Source organism: Nitrosomonas oligotropha (genome assembly GCF_009833085.1).
Classification (GTDB): domain Bacteria; phylum Pseudomonadota; class Gammaproteobacteria; order Burkholderiales; family Nitrosomonadaceae; genus Nitrosomonas; species Nitrosomonas oligotropha.
The window spans coordinates 1-18,079 of record NZ_QRBZ01000025.1 but is presented as its reverse complement, the minus strand read 5'-3'; the positions used below and the strand labels follow the sequence as shown (position 1 = coordinate 18,079).

The window sequence follows — 18,079 nt, the reverse complement described above, 5'->3', positions numbered from 1 at the left end:
ATCCGCATAATTTTACTTTTAATGGCGATAAAACTCGACTTTTCATGCCGACATTGACCTTCCAGGAAATTATCCTGACCTTGCAACAGTATTGGAACGAGCAGGGATGCGCGATTTTGCAGCCGTACGATATGGAAGTGGGCGCGGGCACCAGCCATACCGCCACTTTTCTGCGTGCCATCGGCCCCGAACCGTGGAAAGCCGCCTATGTGCAACCGGCGCGCCGCCCCAAAGACGGCCGTTACGGCGACAACCCCAATCGCTTGCAGCATTATTATCAGTTTCAGGTGGTACTGAAACCCGCGCCGAAAAATATCCTGGATTTGTATCTCGATTCGCTGCGCTTACTGGGGTTTGATTTGACGCAGAATGACGTGCGCCTGGTCGAGGACGACTGGGAAAACCCAACCTTGGGCGCGTGGGGTTTGGGCTGGGAAACCTGGCTGAACGGCATGGAAGTCACGCAATTCACCTATTTCCAGCAAGTCGGCGGTATCGATTGCAAACCCATTACCGGTGAAATTACCTACGGATTGGAACGTCTGGCGATGTATTTGCAGGGCGTGGAAAGCGTGTTCGATCTGACCTGGACCAAAGGATTGACGTACCGCGACGTGTATCATCAAAACGAAGTCGAGCAATCTAAATATAACTTTGAGCACAGCGACACTGAATTTCTGTTTCTGGCCTTCGGCAAGCACGAAGCGCAAGCCAATCATCTCATCGAACAACAATTGGCGTTGCCCGCCTACGAGCAAGTATTGAAAGCGGCGCATACCTTCAATCTGCTCGATGCACGCGGCGCGATTTCCGTCACCGAGCGCGCCGCGTATATCGGCCGCATCCGTAACCTGTCGCGCCAAGTCGCTAAAGCCTATTACGACAGCCGCAAAAGCCTCAATCCGCCGTTCCCGATGGCGCCGCGCGAATGGGTCGCGCAAATGCCCGATATGCAGGAATCCGCATCATGAGCAAGAATCTGCTGGTCGAATTATTGGTCGAGGAATTGCCGCCCAAATCGCTGAAACAGCTGGGTGCCAGTTTTGCGCAATTACTGGCTGACAGCCTGAAAGCGCAAGGATTGATCGCGCCCGATGCGGCGATCACGCCGTACGCCACTCCCAGGCGGTTGGCGGTGCATATCGCCAACGTTGCGACGCAAGCGGCCGATCAAGCGGTTACGCAAAAACTGATGCCGGTCAAAGTCGGCTTGGATGCCGCAGGCCAGGCGACACCGCCGTTATTGAAAAAACTGGCCAGCTTCGGCGCGGATGCCTCAGCTGTGCCGCAACTCAAGCGTGCGCTGGACGGCAAAACCGAAACGTTGTTTCTGGATGTTGTTGTGCAAGGGACGTTGTTGACTGACGGGCTGCAAAAAGCCTTGCAGGACGCGATCAGCCAATTGCCGATTCCGAAAGTGATGACGTATCAACTGGCGGACGGCTGGCAAAGCGTGCATTTCGTGCGCCCGGCGCATTCCCTGGTGGCGTTGCACGGTGCGGACATCGTTCCGGTGAATATTCTCGGTCTGCAAGCCGGGCGGGAAACCCAGGGGCACCGCTTTGAAGCGAAAGTAAATCCGATCGTGCTGCACAACGCTGATAGCTACGCGCAGCAACTGCAAACTGAAGGCGCCGTGCTCGCCGGTTTTGCCGAACGCCGCGCCGAAATCGCGCACCAGCTCGCGGCTGCGGCGGCGCATGAACACCTGACGCCCATCGACGACGAAGCGCTGCTCGACGAAGTCACCGCGCTGGTCGAGCGTCCCAATGTGCTGGTTGGCACATTCGACGCAGAGTTTCTGCAAGTACCGCAGGAATGTCTGATTCTGACCATGAAAGCAAACCAGAAATACTTTCCGCTGTTCAATGCGCAAGGAAAGCTGGCCAACAAATTCCTGCTGGTTTCTAACATCTGCCCGGCTGATCCGGCGCAAGTCATCGCCGGTAACGAACGCGTGGTGCGCTCGCGCCTCGCCGACGCCAAGTTTTTCTTTGATCAGGATCGCAAAAAAACGCTGGCATCGCGCTTGCCGGAATTGGATAAGGTGGTGTATCACAATAAACTGGGTACGCAAGGTTTGCGCATGAACTATGTTCGCGAGATCGCCAAGATGATCGGCGAAATGCTAGGTGGCGATGAATTGGCTAATCAGGCTTACGAAGCCGCCACACTAGCCAAGGCGGATTTATTGACTGACATGGTCGGCGAATTTCCCGAACTGCAAGGCATCATGGGACGCTATTATGCGCAACACGAAGGCTTAAACGGTGAAGTTGCGTTTGCCATCGAAGATCATTACAAGCCGCGTTTTGCCGGAGATGAACTGCCGGGCAACTCGGTGGGCATTTGTCTGGCGTTGGCAGACAAACTAGAAACTTTGATCAATATGTTTGGTATCGGCGAAGTACCGACCGGTGACAAGGATCCGTTTGCTCTACGCCGCCACGCATTAGGTGTTATTCGTATTTTGATTGAAAAGGATTTAGCGCTTGAGTTGAATAAGATTATTCAGCAGATAGTTAGAATCATCGAAGATAAAGATATTTTGCCAAAGTTTGATGGTGGCCAAACTTTTAATGGCACCATACCCCACGGACCGCGTAAAATCTCAGTGGAATCGTACAAACAATTAATCACTTTTATTTACGAACGTCTCGCGAGCACTTTACGCGATCAAGGCACTGCCCAAGAAGTCGACGCAGTTCTCAGCCTGAACCCTCAGCATTTGAGCGATATTCCTAAGCGTCTTGCCGCCGTGCGGGTTTTTGCCGCATTACCGGAAGCGGTCAGTCTGGCAGCAGCTAACAAGCGGGTCGGCAATATCCTCAAGAAGTCGGAAAGTACTGTCAGTGACACCGTCGATACCGGTTTATTGCAGGAAGCCGATGAGGAGGCGCTTTATCAGGCGTTACAAGATATTCAGCCGAAAACCGAGAAAGCCTTTGCTGCCGGTGATTACACTGCTTCGCTGCAACTGCTGGCAACACTGAAAACTCCGGTCGATACGTTTTTCGATCACGTGATGGTAAATGTGGACGATGAAAAATTGCGCAATAACCGGCTGGCGTTACTGGCGCAACTGCATCGCATCATGAATCGAATCGCCGATTTATCCAAGCTAGCCACCTGATATGAAACTGATCATCCTCGACCAAACCGGTGTCATTAACCAGAGCAGTGGTGCGTTTATCAAAATACCGAATGAGTGGATTCCCATCCCCGGTAGTCTGGAAGCGATTGCCCGTTTGACGCACGCCGGGTATCGCGTGGTCATCGCCGCCAATCAGTCGGGCATCGGGCGCGGCCTGCTCGACATGGCGACTTACAACGCCATCAACGACAAAATGTACAAGGCCGTCAACCAAGCGGGCGGGCGCATCGATGCGATATTTTTCTGCCCGCATACCAACGCGGATAAATGCAATTGCCGCAAACCGGCGACCGGTTTGTTCAGTGAAATCATGCAACGCTACGGCGTCAATCTGAAAAATGTCATGGCGGTCGGCGATTCGCTGAAAGATTTGCAAGCGGCTGCGGCAGCTGGCGCGATTCCCGCGCTGGTGCTGACCGGTAACGGGGAAGCGACGCGCACGGCCCAGGAGATTCCCGCGCACACGCAGATTTTCGCCGATCTGCCGGCTGTGGCCGACGCACTGGTTGGAGAAGAATAAGCGTGGCGTTTTTCCGTTCAGCGCTGTACATGCTGCTGCAAATCATCATCACACCGCCGTATGCCATTTTTACGCTGATGTGCTTTCCACTGTCGCCGCATAACCGCTACCGCGTCACCTCGAGTTGGACACGCATCATGTTGTTCCTGCTGCGCAATCTGTGCGGTATCCGTTATCGCATCATCGGCGCGGAGAATATCACAAAAACCCCGAGCATCATTCTTTCCAAGCATCAATCGGCATGGGAAACCTTGGCGTTTCAAGAAATCTTTCCGCCACAGGTATGGGTGCTGAAAAAAGAACTGCTGCGCATTCCGTTTTTTGGTTGGGGCTTGGCGATGACCAGCCCGATCGCCATCGACCGCAGCGCCAAGAAAAAGGCTTTGGAACAAATCGTCGATCAAGGCAAAGACCGGCTCAAACAAGGTTTCTGGATCGTGGTGTTTCCGGAAGGCACGCGCATCCCGCCGGGGCAGCGCGGCAAATACCGCATCGGCGGCGCGTGGCTGGCAACGCATACCAATGTGCCGGTGGTGCCGGTGGCGCATAACGCCGGGGAATTCTGGGGCAGAAATTCTTTCGTCAAACATCCCGGCACGATCACCGTCAGCATCGGTCAACCGATCGACCCCACCGGCATGGAAGCCGGGGAACTGAATGCGCAAGTGGAAGCCTGGATCGAGACTGAAATGTTGCGCATCAGCCGGAAAAACCCGCAAGAACCGTAACCGTGCTCGCGCAAGCCACCACGACGCTCAACGGCCGGGAAATTACCTACACGCTCAAACGTTGCCGGCGCAAATCGATCGGTTTACAAATTGATCACCACGGTTTGCGCATCAGCGTACCGCTGCAAACCGCGCTCCCGCACATCGATAATGTTCTGCGGGAAAAAGCCGGTTGGATCACGAAAAAGCTCGATCAATGGCAAGCCAAAAAAAGCCTCACATTGACGTGGGCGCACGATGCGGCCTATCCGCTGCTCGGTGAACCGTGGTGTATCGCACTGAAACCATCCGGCGAGATCGCAATGACGCGGCAATTTACCTGTGAAGCAGCGCAACACCCCCTAGCGCAACTCAGTCCCCGCCAAATCGAGCGATTCGTCATGGCCTGGTACGGCCAGCAAGCGGTTGCCTGCTTCAAAGAACGCATTGCCATCTACGCCCCGGCATTGCATGTACGCCCACCGCCGTTCCGCCTGTCTCGCGCCAAAACCCGCTGGGGCAGCTGCAACAGCCGTGGTCTTGTCACGCTCAACTGGCGCTTGATCCAACTGCCGCTGCATTTGATCGACTACGTCGTCGTGCATGAACTGGCGCATTTGATCGAAATGAATCATTCAAAGGCGTTTTGGGGACTGGTTGGGGCGATTTACCCGGATTATCAGGTTGCCCGGAATATGCTCAAAAACTATGGTTGATCTTTTGTTTTGCAGGAAAAAAATAGCTTTATGCGTATAATGGGCACCTATTCGATACAAGTTTCAGTGACCAATAATCGTCTTGATTATTAGAAGTTTTTTAATTTTGCAATTACCAAAGCGAGGATAAACATAACATGCGCGTTTTAAAAGATACCGTGGTCTCACTCAACTATGAATTGTCGGACGCTTCGGGAAAAATTCTGGAGAAAACAGATACACCGATCAGTTATTTACACGGCGGCTATGGCGGTATTTTTCCCTTGGTCGAAGAAGCGTTGCATGACAAGGAAGTTGGTCATTCCTGCACGGTTTCAATGGATCCGGAAGATACTTTCGGTGAGTATGACGCTGAGTTAATCCGCGTAGAACCGCGCAATTCATTCCCCGATAATGTGTCAATCGGCATGCACTTCGAAGGCGGCGCGGAAGATTCCGATGATTTTATTCTCTACAAAGTCACTGACGTGACGGAAGATTCAGTTATTGTCGACGGGAACCACCCCTTTGCCGGGATGCGGTTGAATTTTGCCTGCACCGTGACGGATGTGCGTCCGGCCACGGAGGAAGAAATCGCGCACGAGCATGTTCACGGCGCGCACGGGCATGAGCACGAGCATTAATGCAGCAAAAATTGCGCTGGAGCGATAAAAGTCAGCTGTTATCCGCAGTACCCAGGGCTTCTTTCAATAAATAGAGTTGTTCCAATGCCTGCCGGGGATTGAGTTCGTCCGGCGAAAGGCTTTGCAGCATGGTAATGACGGGATGTTCTTGCACGCTTTCCTCTTGCGGCCCGGCAATCGAAACAGAAAACAGATCCAATTGCGGTTCTTGCTTCACACTTTCCTGTTCCAACTTGATCAAGTGTTTTTTCGCTAGCTTGATCACCGCTTCGGGAACGCCTGCGAGTGCAGCCACTTGCAGGCCGTAACTCTGGCTGGCGGGTCCTTCGGCAACCTTGTGCAGAAAAACAATGCGGTGCTTATACTCGACCGCATCCAAATGCACGTTCTGGAGCTGTTTGAATTCTTCCGCAAGCTTGGTCAATTCAAAATAATGCGTGGCAAAAAGGGTAAAACTGCGGTTCTTGACCAGTAGATGGCGGGCAATCGCAAACGCCAACGCCAAACCGTCAAATGTCGACGTGCCGCGCCCGACTTCATCCATCAGCACCAGACTGTGCGCCGTAGCGTTATGCAGAATATTGGCGGTCTCGGTCATTTCCACCATGAATGTCGAGCGTCCGCTGGCCAAATCGTCGGCAGCGCCGATGCGGGTGAAGATTTGATCCAGCATGCCCATTTGCACTGCTTTAGCCGGGACATAACTGCCGCAATGCGCCAGCAGGGCAATCAACGCGATTTGCCGCATGTAGGTTGATTTGCCGCCCATGTTGGGACCGGTAATCATCAGCATGCGCGGTTTTCCGCTATGCTCGCCGCCCAGCTGCACATCATTGGCGACAAAATTTTCCACCTGCTGTTCCACCACCGGATGGCGGCCGGTGTCGATGGTAAACACATCGACACCGGCTAACTGCGGAGCGGCATAATCGAGTGCTTGCGCACGTTCGGCAAATGCGCACAGAACGTCGATTTCCGCGACGCTCGCGGCGATCTTTTGCAGCGCATGAATATACTGGGCGAGCGCATTCAACAATCCCTCGTACAAATATTTTTCCCGCGCCAGCGCCCGGTCTTGCGCGGATAAGGCTTTGTCTTCGAAGGTCTTCAGTTCCGGTGTAATGTAGCGTTCGGCATTCTTTAACGTTTGCCTGCGCCGGTAATCGGCGGGGATTTTCTCGCTGTGCGCATGCGTGACTTCGATATAAAAACCATGCACACGGTTATATTCCACTTTCAAGTTGGGAATGCCGGTACGTTCCTTTTCGCGCATTTCCAGTTGCAACAGAAATTCACCGCAATTGTTTTGCAGCGCACGCAACTCATCGAGCTCGGCGTCAAAACCGTCGGCGATGACATTACCTTCGCGCAACACCACGCCCGGCTCCGGCAGCAACGCTTTGCTCAGTAATTCAACCACCGCGGGTTCAATCTGCATGACGTGAAGCAATTGACCGATGCGCTCGCTGCTACAGTGCGCGGTTGCCTGGATGACTTGCGGCAGCAGTTTCAGACTGTCGCGCAAACCCGATAAATCCCTTGGCCGCGCCGATTTCAGCGCAATTCGCGCGGTTATCCGTTCGATATCGGCACATTGCCGCAGCAGAACGCGCACTGGCGCAAAATGATGCTGCCCATTTTCTCCGGTCAACGCCGCCACGCTATCGAGCCGCTGCTGGATGACAGCGCGATCGCGCAGCGGATGATGCAGCCAGAATTGCAGCAAACGGCTGCCCATATTGGTGGCGCAGGTGTCGAGCAACGACAGCAACGTCGGCGACCGCTCGGCGCGTATTGTTTCGGAAATTTCCAAATTGCGCCGCGTTGCGGCATCCATGCGCACATAAATGCTCTCCCGCTCCGCTTGCAACGACGAAATATGCGGCGCAGCGGCTCCCTGCGTCAGGCGCGTGTATTCCAATAATGCCCCGGCGGCGCACAGCGCGGTGGATAAGTCCTCACAACCGAAACCGCTGAGATCATGCGTGGCAAATTGCCGTGTCAGTGTATTACGCGTGCTGTCATGATCGAACTGCCACAGCGGCAGACGCTTCAACGCCCAATTTCTTCCTTGTAGCTCAGGCAAATTCAATGACTCGGGCAAAAGAATTTCCGCCGGTTGCAGACGTTCCAGTTCGCTGAGCAGATTCTGCGGCGCCGTTTCCAGCACGCGTAACTGTCCCGCCGCCAGATTCAGCCAAGCCAATCCCAAAACCGATTCCTGTACCGACAGCGCCAATAAGATGCAATCGCGCTTATCATCCAGCAATGCCGCATCGGTCAGTGTCCCCGGTGTGATGATGCGCGTCACTTCGCGGGCTACCGGTCCCTTGCTGGTTGCCGGATCACCGACTTGCTCGCAGATCGCAATGGATTCACCCGCCTTGACCAGCTTTGCCAGATACTGCTCGGCCGCATGGTAGGGCACACCCGCCATTTTGATCGGCTCCCCGGCAGAAGCGCCGCGTTGCGTCAGCGTGATCCCCAGCAGTTTTGCTGCTTTTTCCGCATCGTCAAAAAACAATTCATAAAAATCCCCCATGCGGTAAAACATCAGCATATCCGGATGCTGCGCCTTGATGCGCAAATATTGCTGCATCATCGGCGTATGCTGTTCCTTTGGAGTTTTCATTGATTCGTGCCTGATAATTTGCGTAGCGGAAAATGCATCATCCGGTGCAATCTTCCGTTTGAGGTAAATGTCTTGATGCTAAATCAATTCTTTTTAATCGCAGCATGGATGCAAAATAAGATAGTAACTGGATGGAAAATCGAGCAGAACCGCCGTTGACGCCGCTTCAGCATTTATCTCCATTATAGGCAAAATTATTCAGAAAATTCCGGGAAATTGACCTGCCAGATCAGGTTACAACCGGAGCAACGATTAAATGACCGGGCGGATCGACCTAAGCGCTATCCCAAGCCTTGATGATTATTGAGATATTTCAATGCACAAGACAAATAAACTCACAAAAAACTGGCTGACCCATTACACTGAAGCAATCGAAAGCGGCACGACATTGGCGCATTGAATTAACCGGCGTGTAAAATGGAAGATGCTGCTTTATGGCGTGAAACACTCACTGTAATTCTTCTTTTGAATAGGCGCTTATACCATGCGAACAATTCTTTTATTGCTGGCACTGACTTTTTCCTTCGCAATTTGGGCTGATGAGAACAAGAGTACGGATACGGAAAAGCAAATGCGTCAGCTGGAAAAAGCATTAGCTCGCGTACAGCAAGAATCTCAATCCACTCAACAGCAATTCATGATGATTCAGGAATTACGCCGCAATGACATGGCTGAGCCTCCCATGAATGTACAGCTGCCGAGCACACCCGGACAAAGTATCCCGGTGCCCAATTACAATAATTTAATGCAGCAGAAACAGGAAAGGGATCAACGGATTGAAAAATATACAGCCGACTTAAACCGGCTGTATGCGCGCTTCACAGAACTGGAAAATGAAAAACAGGTTATCCTGGAACAAATAAGATCACTGGAACAAAAGACGGAAGAATGACCATCGCCAGCGGTGCGGATTTAATCCGGTAAAAACGGTTGCTGGCTGCTACTTGCCTTCAAAATTCTTGAACCAGATGTCATAAATTTCGTCCGACCACAACGATTTTATCCAGACGATCACATCATCCACCTGCTGCTCGGTCAGTTTACCTTCCCACGCTGGCATGGAACCGATTTCGGGCGGTGTACCTTTGAGTATCGTTTTTTTCAAAACGTCGGTCGAATGATGCCAGGCATGCGCGGTGCTATCCAATGGCGGTGGCGGATATTTTCCATCCGCGCCAGGCTTGCGCCATTCCGGGGTCGCTTCACCGTTAGGCCCATGGCATCCAATGCAATTGGCGTTGTAGACACTCTCACCGCGTTTGATTTGCGCTTGGTCCAAATTCCGCTTTATTAAGCCTGTCTTGCTATCGACCTGATGTTTACCGGAAGCAATGCCGGGCGGCGCAGAATTACCGCAGCCCAGCATCGTTGCAGCAAATATGCAAAGCACCACATTACGCACGATCATGAAAAAGCCGCTGCTACTTCAAGCGCATCACAGAACCGCTTTTCTCCGGCTCAGCAGCCGGTTCCGATTCTTGCACGGCTTTCTTGGCATAAGGGTCATAGCGGTGATAAATTTTCGTATCCTTGCGCGCTTGATCTCGTTCTTCGATCAGCAGAACATTATACGGGTCGACTCGTCCGCTGCCCTCCATACCCGGTGTGCCATGCGGCATATCGGGCACCGATAAGCCGACGGCTTTGGGTTTTTCCTTCAGCATGCGAATGATATCCGGCGCCGGTACATGCCCTTCAATCGCATAGCCGTTGATCAATGCGGTATGGCAAGAACCCAGGGATTCGGAAATACCCGATTTTTTGCGGATTTCCTTATTGCCCACATCGTGCGTTTTTACGGTAAAACCGTGATCGCGCATGTGATCGACCCATTTAGCGCAGCACCCGCAGGTCGGGCTTTTATAAACATCAACCGTCGTTGTAGCGGCTGCTTGCGCAGCAACACCTAACAATCCGGCTGCCAGTATCGCACCTATTCGTAATTTCATTTTTTCTCCACAATGATTGTTCCATGCATCTTCTTAAAATGGCCCGGCAACGGGCAGGCAAAATCAATCGTTCCTGCGTGCGTGAATTGCCAGATCAATTCTTTTTGCTCGCCCGGCTCCAGTTGCAGCAGATGCGCTTCGGTGTGCTCCTTATCAGGATACATGCGCCGCATAGTAGCAACTTTTTTCAACTCTGCCATCGAACCCAGCAACATTTCATGCGGGTGATTGCCGCCATTTTTAACCACGAACCGGATCGTTTCGCCTTCGTTTACTTTGACCTCAACCGGTAAAAACATATTATCCACTTGTGTCAGCTTGATGATACGGGATACTTTGTCCGCCTCACCCGGCCTGCCAATATCCACTTCAGCATTGGAATGGTTGGTATTCGAGTAACTACTGGTTGAAAACAAGACCAAGATCACAAATGGTATAATCCCGTTCATAGAATTCTCCTGAAATAATTCCCGAACCTGTTTATCCGTCTTGGTTAGAATCCGGCTATGCTAAATTGTTCCACTTTATTTGTCTAATATTCCGCCACCAGTATCCTGCATTTTACCGGGTTAAAAAGGTCATTTTCATTCACTGGAATCTCATAAAGTATGCAACAAAAACAACAATATAATACCAATAAGCTGCAAAAACGTCTGCGGCGGCTGGCCGGTACTGCGATTGCTGATTTCAATATGATCGAGGCCGGTGACCGGGTAATGGTCTGTTTGTCCGGCGGCAAGGATAGTTATGCTTTACTGGATATCCTGCGCAATCTGCAAGCGCATGCGCCATTGGACTTCGAGCTGATCGCAGTCAACCTGGATCAAAAGCAACCCGGTTTTCCTGAACAGGTACTGCCCAGCTACCTGACGGAAATCGGCATGCCTTTCCGTATCATCGAACAAGATACTTACAGCGTTGTGAAACGCGTCATCGCGGAAGGAAAAACCACGTGCAGCCTTTGCTCGCGTTTGCGCCGCGGCGTGCTTTACCGGGTTGCCAGCGAACTGGGCGCCACCAAAATCGCGCTGGGTCATCATCGCGACGACATCCTGGAAACCTTGTTTTTGAATATGTTTTATGGTGGAAAACTGAAAGCGATGCCGCCCAAGCTGGTCAGCGACGATGGCAAGCACATCGTTATCCGGCCGCTGGCTTACTGCAAGGAAAAGGATTTGGCAGCGTACGCCGCGATTGCAAACTTTCCAATCATTCCGTGCAATTTATGCGGATCGCAGCCGAACTTGCAACGCCAGGTCATCAAAGAAATGTTGCAACAATGGGACAAAAAATTTCCCGGCCGGCTGGAAACCATGTTCCGCGCTTTACAAAACATTCAACCATCGCATTTGGCCGATACCTCCCGCTATGATTTCTTCAATCTGAAAGCGCAAGATCAGCCCTTCATCGACGGCGACACGGCGTTCGATGAAGAAACCTTTGAGCCGAATATCGAAGAAATGCTAACCCCTGGTGCGGAAGAAACGGACGATCGTTCGCTCGTTTCATCATCATGACCGGCGATTTCCGTGCACGGGCGGCACCCATTTGAAAGTCATCGCGACCAAACCGGCAAACACAATATAAACCGCTGTTAATATACCTTCCGGCGCATCGTAAAACAGGATGCGATGAAGCCAATGCTGCATAAAACTGCCGCCGGTTTCAACCCGGCGCAAGGTATTTTCCCATGCTGTCAGCGGACAAACCACGCCCATCAAAGATTCCATCACGACCAATACAATCGCGCCAAGATGTAAATAACGAAACCACGGATTCCTGACAAAGCGCAGCTTAAACCACGCGCCCAGCCAAATGACCGGCAGGCTTCCAACCACAAACAGCACATACAAAAAGTGGACGATCAGTACAATGTCAGCCAATGGTGTGTTTGATTGGGTAATTTTGCATTAACGATGACCGGCGCAACAACTCATCGCGCCATTGAGGCAGGAATGAATTGCAAGTTGTGTGGAAAACAAAAACTTGCAATTCACGGGTACAAACAAAATTAATAATCACCGGTTCCCTGGGTTCGCATGTCATTCTTGATAAACCGAATACCGCTGACACCGCGCGCAACTGCCAGCGCTTTATCGATATCGTCGCGAGAATTGACAGTGCCGCTCAGTTCCACCACACCCTTCACGGTTCTGACATTGATTTCGAAAGGCCGCAACGAGGGCTCATCGATAATGGCTTCGTGAACCTTGGTGGTAATGACAATATCATCGTATTGCTCTGTGCTTCCCTCATACTTAGGCGCCGACGTGCAGGCCGGGAAAAAAGCCATTTGCGCAATTAAAAAGAAAATAACGAAATGGCTATTGCGATCAAGTTTTACCATGATGAGGCTCTCCTAAATGAATATTGGAAAAATATTCCTCGTCACATTTAGATTAAAGACCCTTGCGTTACTGCCTTCTGAACTTGATTCAATTCAAAATTAACAGTGTTATTGAATTCCGGTAAGTATTCGCAAAATCAGAATGCGAGGTTTTGTATGGACAGAGTAGCTCGCGCGCATACCAGTATAAAAAGCATTCCATTCCTGCAATAAATATTACCTGAATATCAGGCCCAGTAACTGCTTTTTTGGCATGCTTGCGCAATAGATGTCAAACTATTAACTGGTTTTTTCTGACGGCTGCGCTGGTGAATTTTCCTTGAGTAACGGCAGGACCAATTTTTCCAGTTTTTTCAGATTGACCCGGCCCACATAGGTTTCCGCAATTTCACCGGAACGGTTAATGACCACGGTATACGGCAATACCGACATACGGTTGCCGGCAGCCGCAGCCAGTGACCACGCGTCCATGCTGCCGACCAGTACGGGATAGTTGATGCCGAATTCCTTGCTGAACATTTTCACTTTGTCGGCTTGATCCAGCGCGATGCCGACAAACACCAATCCTTGTTCGCGGTATTTTTCCTGCGCTTCGACAAACTCAGGGATTTCCTCTTGGCAGGGTGTACACCAGGTAGCCCAGAAATTCACCACCAGCACTTTTCCAAGCCATTGTGAAACGGCCTGATTTTCGCCGTGAATATCCGGTAAATTGGCCTCGAGAATGGCTTTCGCACCTTGCTGGCTTTCTGCACCGGATAATTCAACCTGGTACGACTCCGTCAATACGGATCGCAGAAATGAGCCTGCCCCCAATGCAAATAATGCGACACAAACATACAAAAAAATCTGCTTAAATTTTGACATCACGAAATCCTTTGATAGTTTTCCAGCTTGAAGAAACTTGATATTGGGTTTTAGTGCGCGCAAATACAACGCAAGAAGTTTAGATTTTGGCATCGCTACTTCACTTCCTTAGATAATTTTCAATCTGCAGAAACCTGCGGTGAGGTTTGATGCATGCCTAAATCAAAACGGCGTTCAGCACGGTTAAGAAATCATTTTTATTCAGAAAGCCGATTACTTTAATATCGGGCACATCGTTGCCCTGGCGATCGATAAACAAAATGCCCGGCGGGCCGAATAGCTTAAAGCGTTTCAATAAAGCCGCATCATCCGGTGTGCCATCGGTCACATCGACTTGCAGCAACACGACATCCTTCAAGCGCGATTGCACTTTGGCATCGGACAACGTAAAACGATCCATTTCCTTGCAGGAAACGCACCAGTCCGCATGAAATCTCACCATAACGTGCTTGCCTTTGGATTGGCGGATTTGCTCATCCAATTCCGCAACTGTTTTTACCCCCTGAAAAGGTAAGGCCGGATAGCTGGACGCTGCCACTTCTTGACCGCTTGCCGCATCCGCTGCCAAGTTTAGTTTCGACAGCGGCTGCAACACATCGCGGCTGCCGGATAACACACCGATTAATATGGCCACCCCCACCAGCAAAGCAATGACGCCGATACCCTTGAGAAATTTTTGCAAACCCGAAGCACGTTCCGGCAGCGGATCAATCGCATGCAGATAAATTGCCGAGATAATCAGCAACGCCGCCCACAACAGCATATGCACCACGTCGTTAATAACCGGTGAGATCAACCAAATAGCGACGCCGAGCAGTAATACGCCAAAGAACCGCTTGATCGATTCCATCCACGCTCCGGCTTTGGGCAACAACGCACCGGCGGATGTGCCCAGCAACAATAGGGGCACGCCCATCCCCAGCGCCATGACGAATAGCGCCGAACCGCCCAGGACCACATCGCGGGTCTGACTGATATACAGTAAAGCACCGGCCAAAGGCGCCGCAACGCAAGGCCCGACGATCAGCGCCGACAATGCGCCCATGCCGAACACACTGGTCAAATGCCCGCCTTTAAGGTGCCCGGCTTCCTCGGATAGCTTGGTCTGCAAAGCACCGGGCAATTGCAGCTCATAAAAACCAAACATGGAAAAAGACAGCAGCACAAAAATCACTGCAAACGACCCCAGGACCCAGGCATTTTGCAATGCCGCCGACAGCATTGCGCCCGACAATCCAGCCGCTACACCGGCGATGGCGTACGTGATCGCCATACCCAGCACATACGCCAATGCCAGAATAAATCCATGACTTTTAGTCACGTGTTTGCCGCGATTGGCAATAATCCCCGACAAAATCGGAAACATCGGAAACACACAAGGGGTAAAGGACAAGAGCAGGCCAATGCCGAAAAATCCAGTCAGGATCAACCAGAAATCTCCAGTTTGAAACATTTGGTCAATCTTGTACGCCTCGGTTTCAATGGCAGGCGCTTTGGACGGCATGCGGAACAATTCCGCAGTGGCATCCACCCCGGCCGCAGCCGCCGGGTTGCTCACAGCGTTAGCAACCGCGCCGATAGCGGCCTTCACCGCCGGTAACGTCAGATCGATGGCTTTATGAATCGGCGCGTAACAAACCCCGACCGGCTCATTGCAACCCTGATAAGTCGCCGATAGCGTCAGCGGTTGCTCGCTTGCGGAATCCTCGCGTTTTAGCGAAATGATGGCTTGTACCGGGCTGTAATAGACTTCCGTTTGACCAAACGTCGCGTCTTCTTTCATTTTGCCCGGCGGCAACGTCACTTTTTCAATGACCATACCGTCTTGCTTTGGCTCAAACACGATTTTGTCGCGATACAGATAATAATCCATGGCCGGTGTCAGACTCGCGATCAACGTGTTGCCATCGCGCACTTCCACCGTGAGCTTGAATGCTTCATCCGGCGGCAAAAGTTCTTGCGAATTGCTTTGCCCCAGATTGATACCCAGCCCCTGCAGTTTCTGGAACAAGCTGAAAGACCCGCTTTCCTGAGCGGAAACAGCGGTACTGGCCAAACATAGAATCAGTAACAAAAATTGGATTGATCGCATCGGTATTCAGTCGTGTTTAATCGGAATCGGAAAGTGGTGTTGTGTCGGCGATCCACTGCAAATAAGCAGGCAGCCCACCGGTTATAGGAACCATAATCACTTCAGGAAGTTCATAAGGATGCATCATCTTGATCAACTGTTCAACCCGGTCATAATGCTGTTTCCGGGTTTTGATCAAAACCGGAACTTCCCCGGCCGATTCGATTTTACCTTGCCAGCGATAGATCGAAGCACAGGGACTCAGCACATTGACGCACGCGGCCAAGCGCTGCTCGATTAAAGCTTTAGCCAGTAGCGTGGCTGTTTTTTGATCGGGAAAGTTGGAGATGATAAGTACCGCTTCCATTGGCGTTATCGGTTAAGACACAATAGCTGATTTTACCTCGCTTAGCGGTGCAATGGACAATTGTGATAGCAAACCCGCGCACTGGGCATGCCGCGTCAATACGCATATACTTAAAAAATAATTAATCGCAAGGAGTGGAGCAAATGAAAGGACTATTTAACTTGGTTATAGCGCTATCGATCATTACCCCGGTCACGGTATTTTTTGGCTACATCATCATGGATGAAGGCGATCAATTCACGGCCGAGCACTATATGGTGACGGGACTGAGCACCATTCCCTTCGTTTTCGCGCTGCTCGTCAAATTTCTGATGACCGGTGCGGAGAAAGAATAACAAACCATTCTCCCCAAAAGGCCCTGATAAATTCGAGCAATCCCAATGACAAAGTTGCACGAAAATTCTTTTCGCCAATCGCAATACCTCTCCCGGTTACTTACATTTCTGTGGTTGAACTTAGGATCAGTATTAAAAATAGGTGCTTGCTAAAAGCTTTAAAGAGCTGTTTCTATTTTCCGTAAGAAGTTACTTACAGTAAAAGCTTGCTTAAGTTTACAAGAGTAAAAATCTCATCAAAGATGATTTTCCTCCAGCAATTACTAGACTGTTTATAGCTGCGGTTTGATACCAAGCTATCTAATCAAAACAACTACACAAAAATGGAGAAAGCACCATGATGCTTCTGAATCACATGAACATGCCACAGAAACTGACCATCCTGACGGTATTTTTATTGCTGATTGCCGCAGTGCCGGCAGCACTTTACATTAACACAGTGATCACCGAACTCGATACCACAAAACGGGAAAGCGCTGGGACAAAACCAGTCATCGCACTACAGAAAGTGGTGCAATTTACTCAACAACATCGTGCCTTATCCGCTGCGTTACTCAACGGCAATGAATCCGTAGCCAGCCGCTTATTAGAAACTCAGAGCGAGCTAAATTCAGCCATCAATTTATTAGATACCGAGCTTAAAGAAGCAAATATATCTTCTCAAAATGTGTCATTTTGGTCCGCTGAAAAACAGCGCATCACAGAAATTCAACAAGCTGTTTCTGCGCGTAGGCTCAAAGCTCCGGAGAGTACAGCGCAACATACCAAAATAGTTCAGGCTCTCATGTTTCTCAGTGAGGAAATACTCATTGAATCCAATCTGTTACTGGATCCGGCCAAAAATACCTACTTCCTGATCAATGCATCCATGCTCAACGCGCCTAGATTAGCCGAAAATATGGGCCAAATGCGTGCAGCCGGTACAGCTTACTTGACCTTGGGAAATATCAATGACGAAGGTCGAACTAAACTGGGGGGGCTAGCCAGTAATGTCAATCAGTTTTCCACAGAATTTTTGCGTAATATCGAGAAATCAATGCACTCCGATCCAAAAATAAAAGCTGCTCTGGAATCGAGAGGTAATGAAATGAAAGCCTTAGTCGAAAAAACATTACTCATGGCAAACCAAGAACTGTTACTGGCGAAGGAATTAAAGCTGCCCGCGACGGAATATTTTGCCGAGTTTACGCGTACGATCGATGCCATCTATAACTACAATTTCGCCGCCGCTGACATTCTGTTGCAAGCACTTCAATCCCGTCAGGAAAATCTGCAGCAGACCGTTTATTTTATGGTTGGCGTAATAGTGGTTTTGCTGACTTTGGCGATTATGTTCGCGGTCTTTATCGTACGCAGCATCACACAGCCGATGCAGGAAGCGATCAATATCGCCAATGCCATATCTCACCAAACGGATAGAAGCCACTTCCACGAACGAAACCGGACGACTGCTGCAAGCGCTGAAAGCGATGAACGAAAATCTGGTTGACCTGGTCGGTAAAGTACGCATGGGAACCGACCAAATCACAACGGCATCGGGAGAGATTGCGTCGGGCAATTCGGACTTGAGCCAACGCACGGAAGAACAAGCCTCCAGCCTGGAAGAAACCGCATCGTCGATGGAAGAACTGACCTCCACCGTCAAACAAAACGCCGACAACGCGCGTCAAGCGAATCAACTGGCGGTGGGAGCATCCGAAGTTGCGATGAAAGGCGGCGCGGTAGTCGGCCAAGTGGTGCAAACCATGAGCTCGATCAACGAAAGCTCGAAGAAAATTGTCGACATCATCA

At 50.8% G+C, this 18,079-nt stretch carries 18 protein-coding genes and 1 pseudogene; 10 read left to right on the top strand and 9 right to left on the bottom strand.

Annotated features, from left to right (window positions below; translation table 11 throughout):
* The first annotated feature begins 44 nt into the window (after positions 1 to 44).
* The 6 genes from glyQ (at position 45) to ABD07_RS08200 (ending at position 5,720) form a co-directional block, all read left to right on the top strand.
* Positions 45 to 971, top strand: coding sequence for a glycine--tRNA ligase subunit alpha (glyQ, locus tag ABD07_RS08225; protein ID WP_160817892.1), 927 nt, complete (start codon positions 45 to 47; stop codon positions 969 to 971).
* Entirely contained in the window at positions 968 to 3,133 is a 2,166-nt protein-coding gene (gene glyS / locus ABD07_RS08220; protein ID WP_160817891.1) for a glycine--tRNA ligase subunit beta, read from the top strand. Before glyQ ends, glyS begins: the two co-directional genes overlap by 4 nt.
* Position 3,134: 1 nt before the next feature.
* The gene (gene gmhB / locus ABD07_RS08215) at positions 3,135 to 3,674 is read left to right on the top strand and encodes a D-glycero-beta-D-manno-heptose 1,7-bisphosphate 7-phosphatase (protein WP_160817890.1); all 540 of its coding nucleotides are present in this window, start codon (positions 3,135 to 3,137) and stop codon (positions 3,672 to 3,674) included.
* A gap of 2 nt (positions 3,675 to 3,676) precedes the next feature.
* Positions 3,677 to 4,402, top strand: a complete 726-nt coding sequence (locus tag ABD07_RS08210; RefSeq protein ID WP_160817889.1) for a 1-acyl-sn-glycerol-3-phosphate acyltransferase — start codon at positions 3,677 to 3,679, stop codon at positions 4,400 to 4,402.
* Between the two features lie 2 nt (positions 4,403 to 4,404).
* A complete protein-coding gene (locus tag ABD07_RS08205) occupies positions 4,405 to 5,097 on the top strand; it encodes a YgjP-like metallopeptidase domain-containing protein (RefSeq protein WP_160817888.1) in 693 nt (230 codons plus the stop codon).
* A gap of 137 nt (positions 5,098 to 5,234) precedes the next feature.
* Complete coding sequence (locus ABD07_RS08200; protein WP_160817887.1) at positions 5,235 to 5,720, top strand: FKBP-type peptidyl-prolyl cis-trans isomerase; 486 nt, start codon at positions 5,235 to 5,237, stop codon at positions 5,718 to 5,720.
* A gap of 31 nt (positions 5,721 to 5,751) precedes the next feature.
* Here the strand turns inward: ABD07_RS08200 and mutS are convergent, their stop codons facing one another.
* Positions 5,752 to 8,352: a DNA mismatch repair protein MutS gene (mutS, locus tag ABD07_RS08195; RefSeq protein WP_160817886.1), complete on the bottom strand. Its 2,601-nt coding sequence runs from the start codon at positions 8,350 to 8,352 to the stop codon at positions 5,752 to 5,754.
* A gap of 484 nt (positions 8,353 to 8,836) precedes the next feature.
* Here mutS and ABD07_RS08190 point away from each other — a divergent pair, with 484 nt between their 5' ends.
* Entirely contained in the window at positions 8,837 to 9,244 is a 408-nt protein-coding gene (locus tag ABD07_RS08190; protein ID WP_160817885.1) for a hypothetical protein, read from the top strand.
* 48 nt (positions 9,245 to 9,292) lie between these two features.
* Here the strand turns inward: ABD07_RS08190 and ABD07_RS08185 are convergent, their stop codons facing one another.
* From ABD07_RS08185 to ABD07_RS08175, 3 genes are read right to left on the bottom strand one after another with little or no spacing between them, the layout of a single operon-like run.
* The gene (locus ABD07_RS08185; RefSeq protein WP_160817884.1) at positions 9,293 to 9,760 is read right to left on the bottom strand and encodes a c-type cytochrome; all 468 of its coding nucleotides are present in this window, start codon (positions 9,758 to 9,760) and stop codon (positions 9,293 to 9,295) included.
* A gap of 13 nt (positions 9,761 to 9,773) precedes the next feature.
* Positions 9,774 to 10,301: a DUF411 domain-containing protein gene (locus ABD07_RS08180; protein WP_108699120.1), complete on the bottom strand. Its 528-nt coding sequence runs from the start codon at positions 10,299 to 10,301 to the stop codon at positions 9,774 to 9,776.
* The gene (locus tag ABD07_RS08175; protein ID WP_160817883.1) at positions 10,298 to 10,750 is read right to left on the bottom strand and encodes a cupredoxin domain-containing protein; all 453 of its coding nucleotides are present in this window, start codon (positions 10,748 to 10,750) and stop codon (positions 10,298 to 10,300) included. Before ABD07_RS08175 ends, ABD07_RS08180 begins: the two co-directional genes overlap by 4 nt.
* A 159-nt stretch (positions 10,751 to 10,909) precedes the next feature.
* Between ABD07_RS08175 and ttcA the strand changes: the two genes are divergently transcribed.
* Positions 10,910 to 11,818, top strand: a complete 909-nt coding sequence (gene ttcA / locus ABD07_RS08170) for a tRNA 2-thiocytidine(32) synthetase TtcA (RefSeq protein ID WP_160817882.1) — start codon at positions 10,910 to 10,912, stop codon at positions 11,816 to 11,818.
* Here ttcA and ABD07_RS08165 read toward each other — a convergent pair.
* The 5 genes from ABD07_RS08165 to cutA form a co-directional block, all read right to left on the bottom strand.
* On the bottom strand, positions 11,813 to 12,184 hold the full coding sequence (locus ABD07_RS08165; RefSeq protein ID WP_160817881.1) for a DUF2784 domain-containing protein: 372 nt from the start codon (positions 12,182 to 12,184) through the stop codon (positions 11,813 to 11,815). The genes ttcA and ABD07_RS08165 overlap by 6 nt on opposite strands.
* Before the next feature lie 128 nt (positions 12,185 to 12,312).
* Positions 12,313 to 12,648: a BON domain-containing protein gene (locus tag ABD07_RS08160; RefSeq protein WP_160817880.1), complete on the bottom strand. Its 336-nt coding sequence runs from the start codon at positions 12,646 to 12,648 to the stop codon at positions 12,313 to 12,315.
* A gap of 279 nt (positions 12,649 to 12,927) precedes the next feature.
* Entirely contained in the window at positions 12,928 to 13,515 is a 588-nt protein-coding gene (locus ABD07_RS08155; RefSeq protein WP_160817879.1) for a TlpA family protein disulfide reductase, read from the bottom strand.
* 157 nt (positions 13,516 to 13,672) lie between these two features.
* Entirely contained in the window at positions 13,673 to 15,607 is a 1,935-nt protein-coding gene (dsbD, locus tag ABD07_RS08150) for a protein-disulfide reductase DsbD (protein WP_160817878.1), read from the bottom strand.
* 16 nt (positions 15,608 to 15,623) lie between these two features.
* Positions 15,624 to 15,953 (bottom strand): divalent-cation tolerance protein CutA, encoded by a 330-nt coding sequence (gene cutA / locus ABD07_RS08145; RefSeq protein WP_160817877.1) that lies wholly within the window; start codon positions 15,951 to 15,953, stop codon positions 15,624 to 15,626.
* A gap of 143 nt (positions 15,954 to 16,096) precedes the next feature.
* Between cutA and ABD07_RS08140 the strand changes: the two genes are divergently transcribed.
* On the top strand, positions 16,097 to 16,288 hold the full coding sequence (locus ABD07_RS08140) for a hypothetical protein (RefSeq protein ID WP_160817876.1): 192 nt from the start codon (positions 16,097 to 16,099) through the stop codon (positions 16,286 to 16,288).
* A 337-nt stretch (positions 16,289 to 16,625) separates the two neighbouring features.
* Positions 16,626 to 18,079, top strand: a pseudogene (locus tag ABD07_RS15345) (nitrate- and nitrite sensing domain-containing protein); the annotation flags it as partial.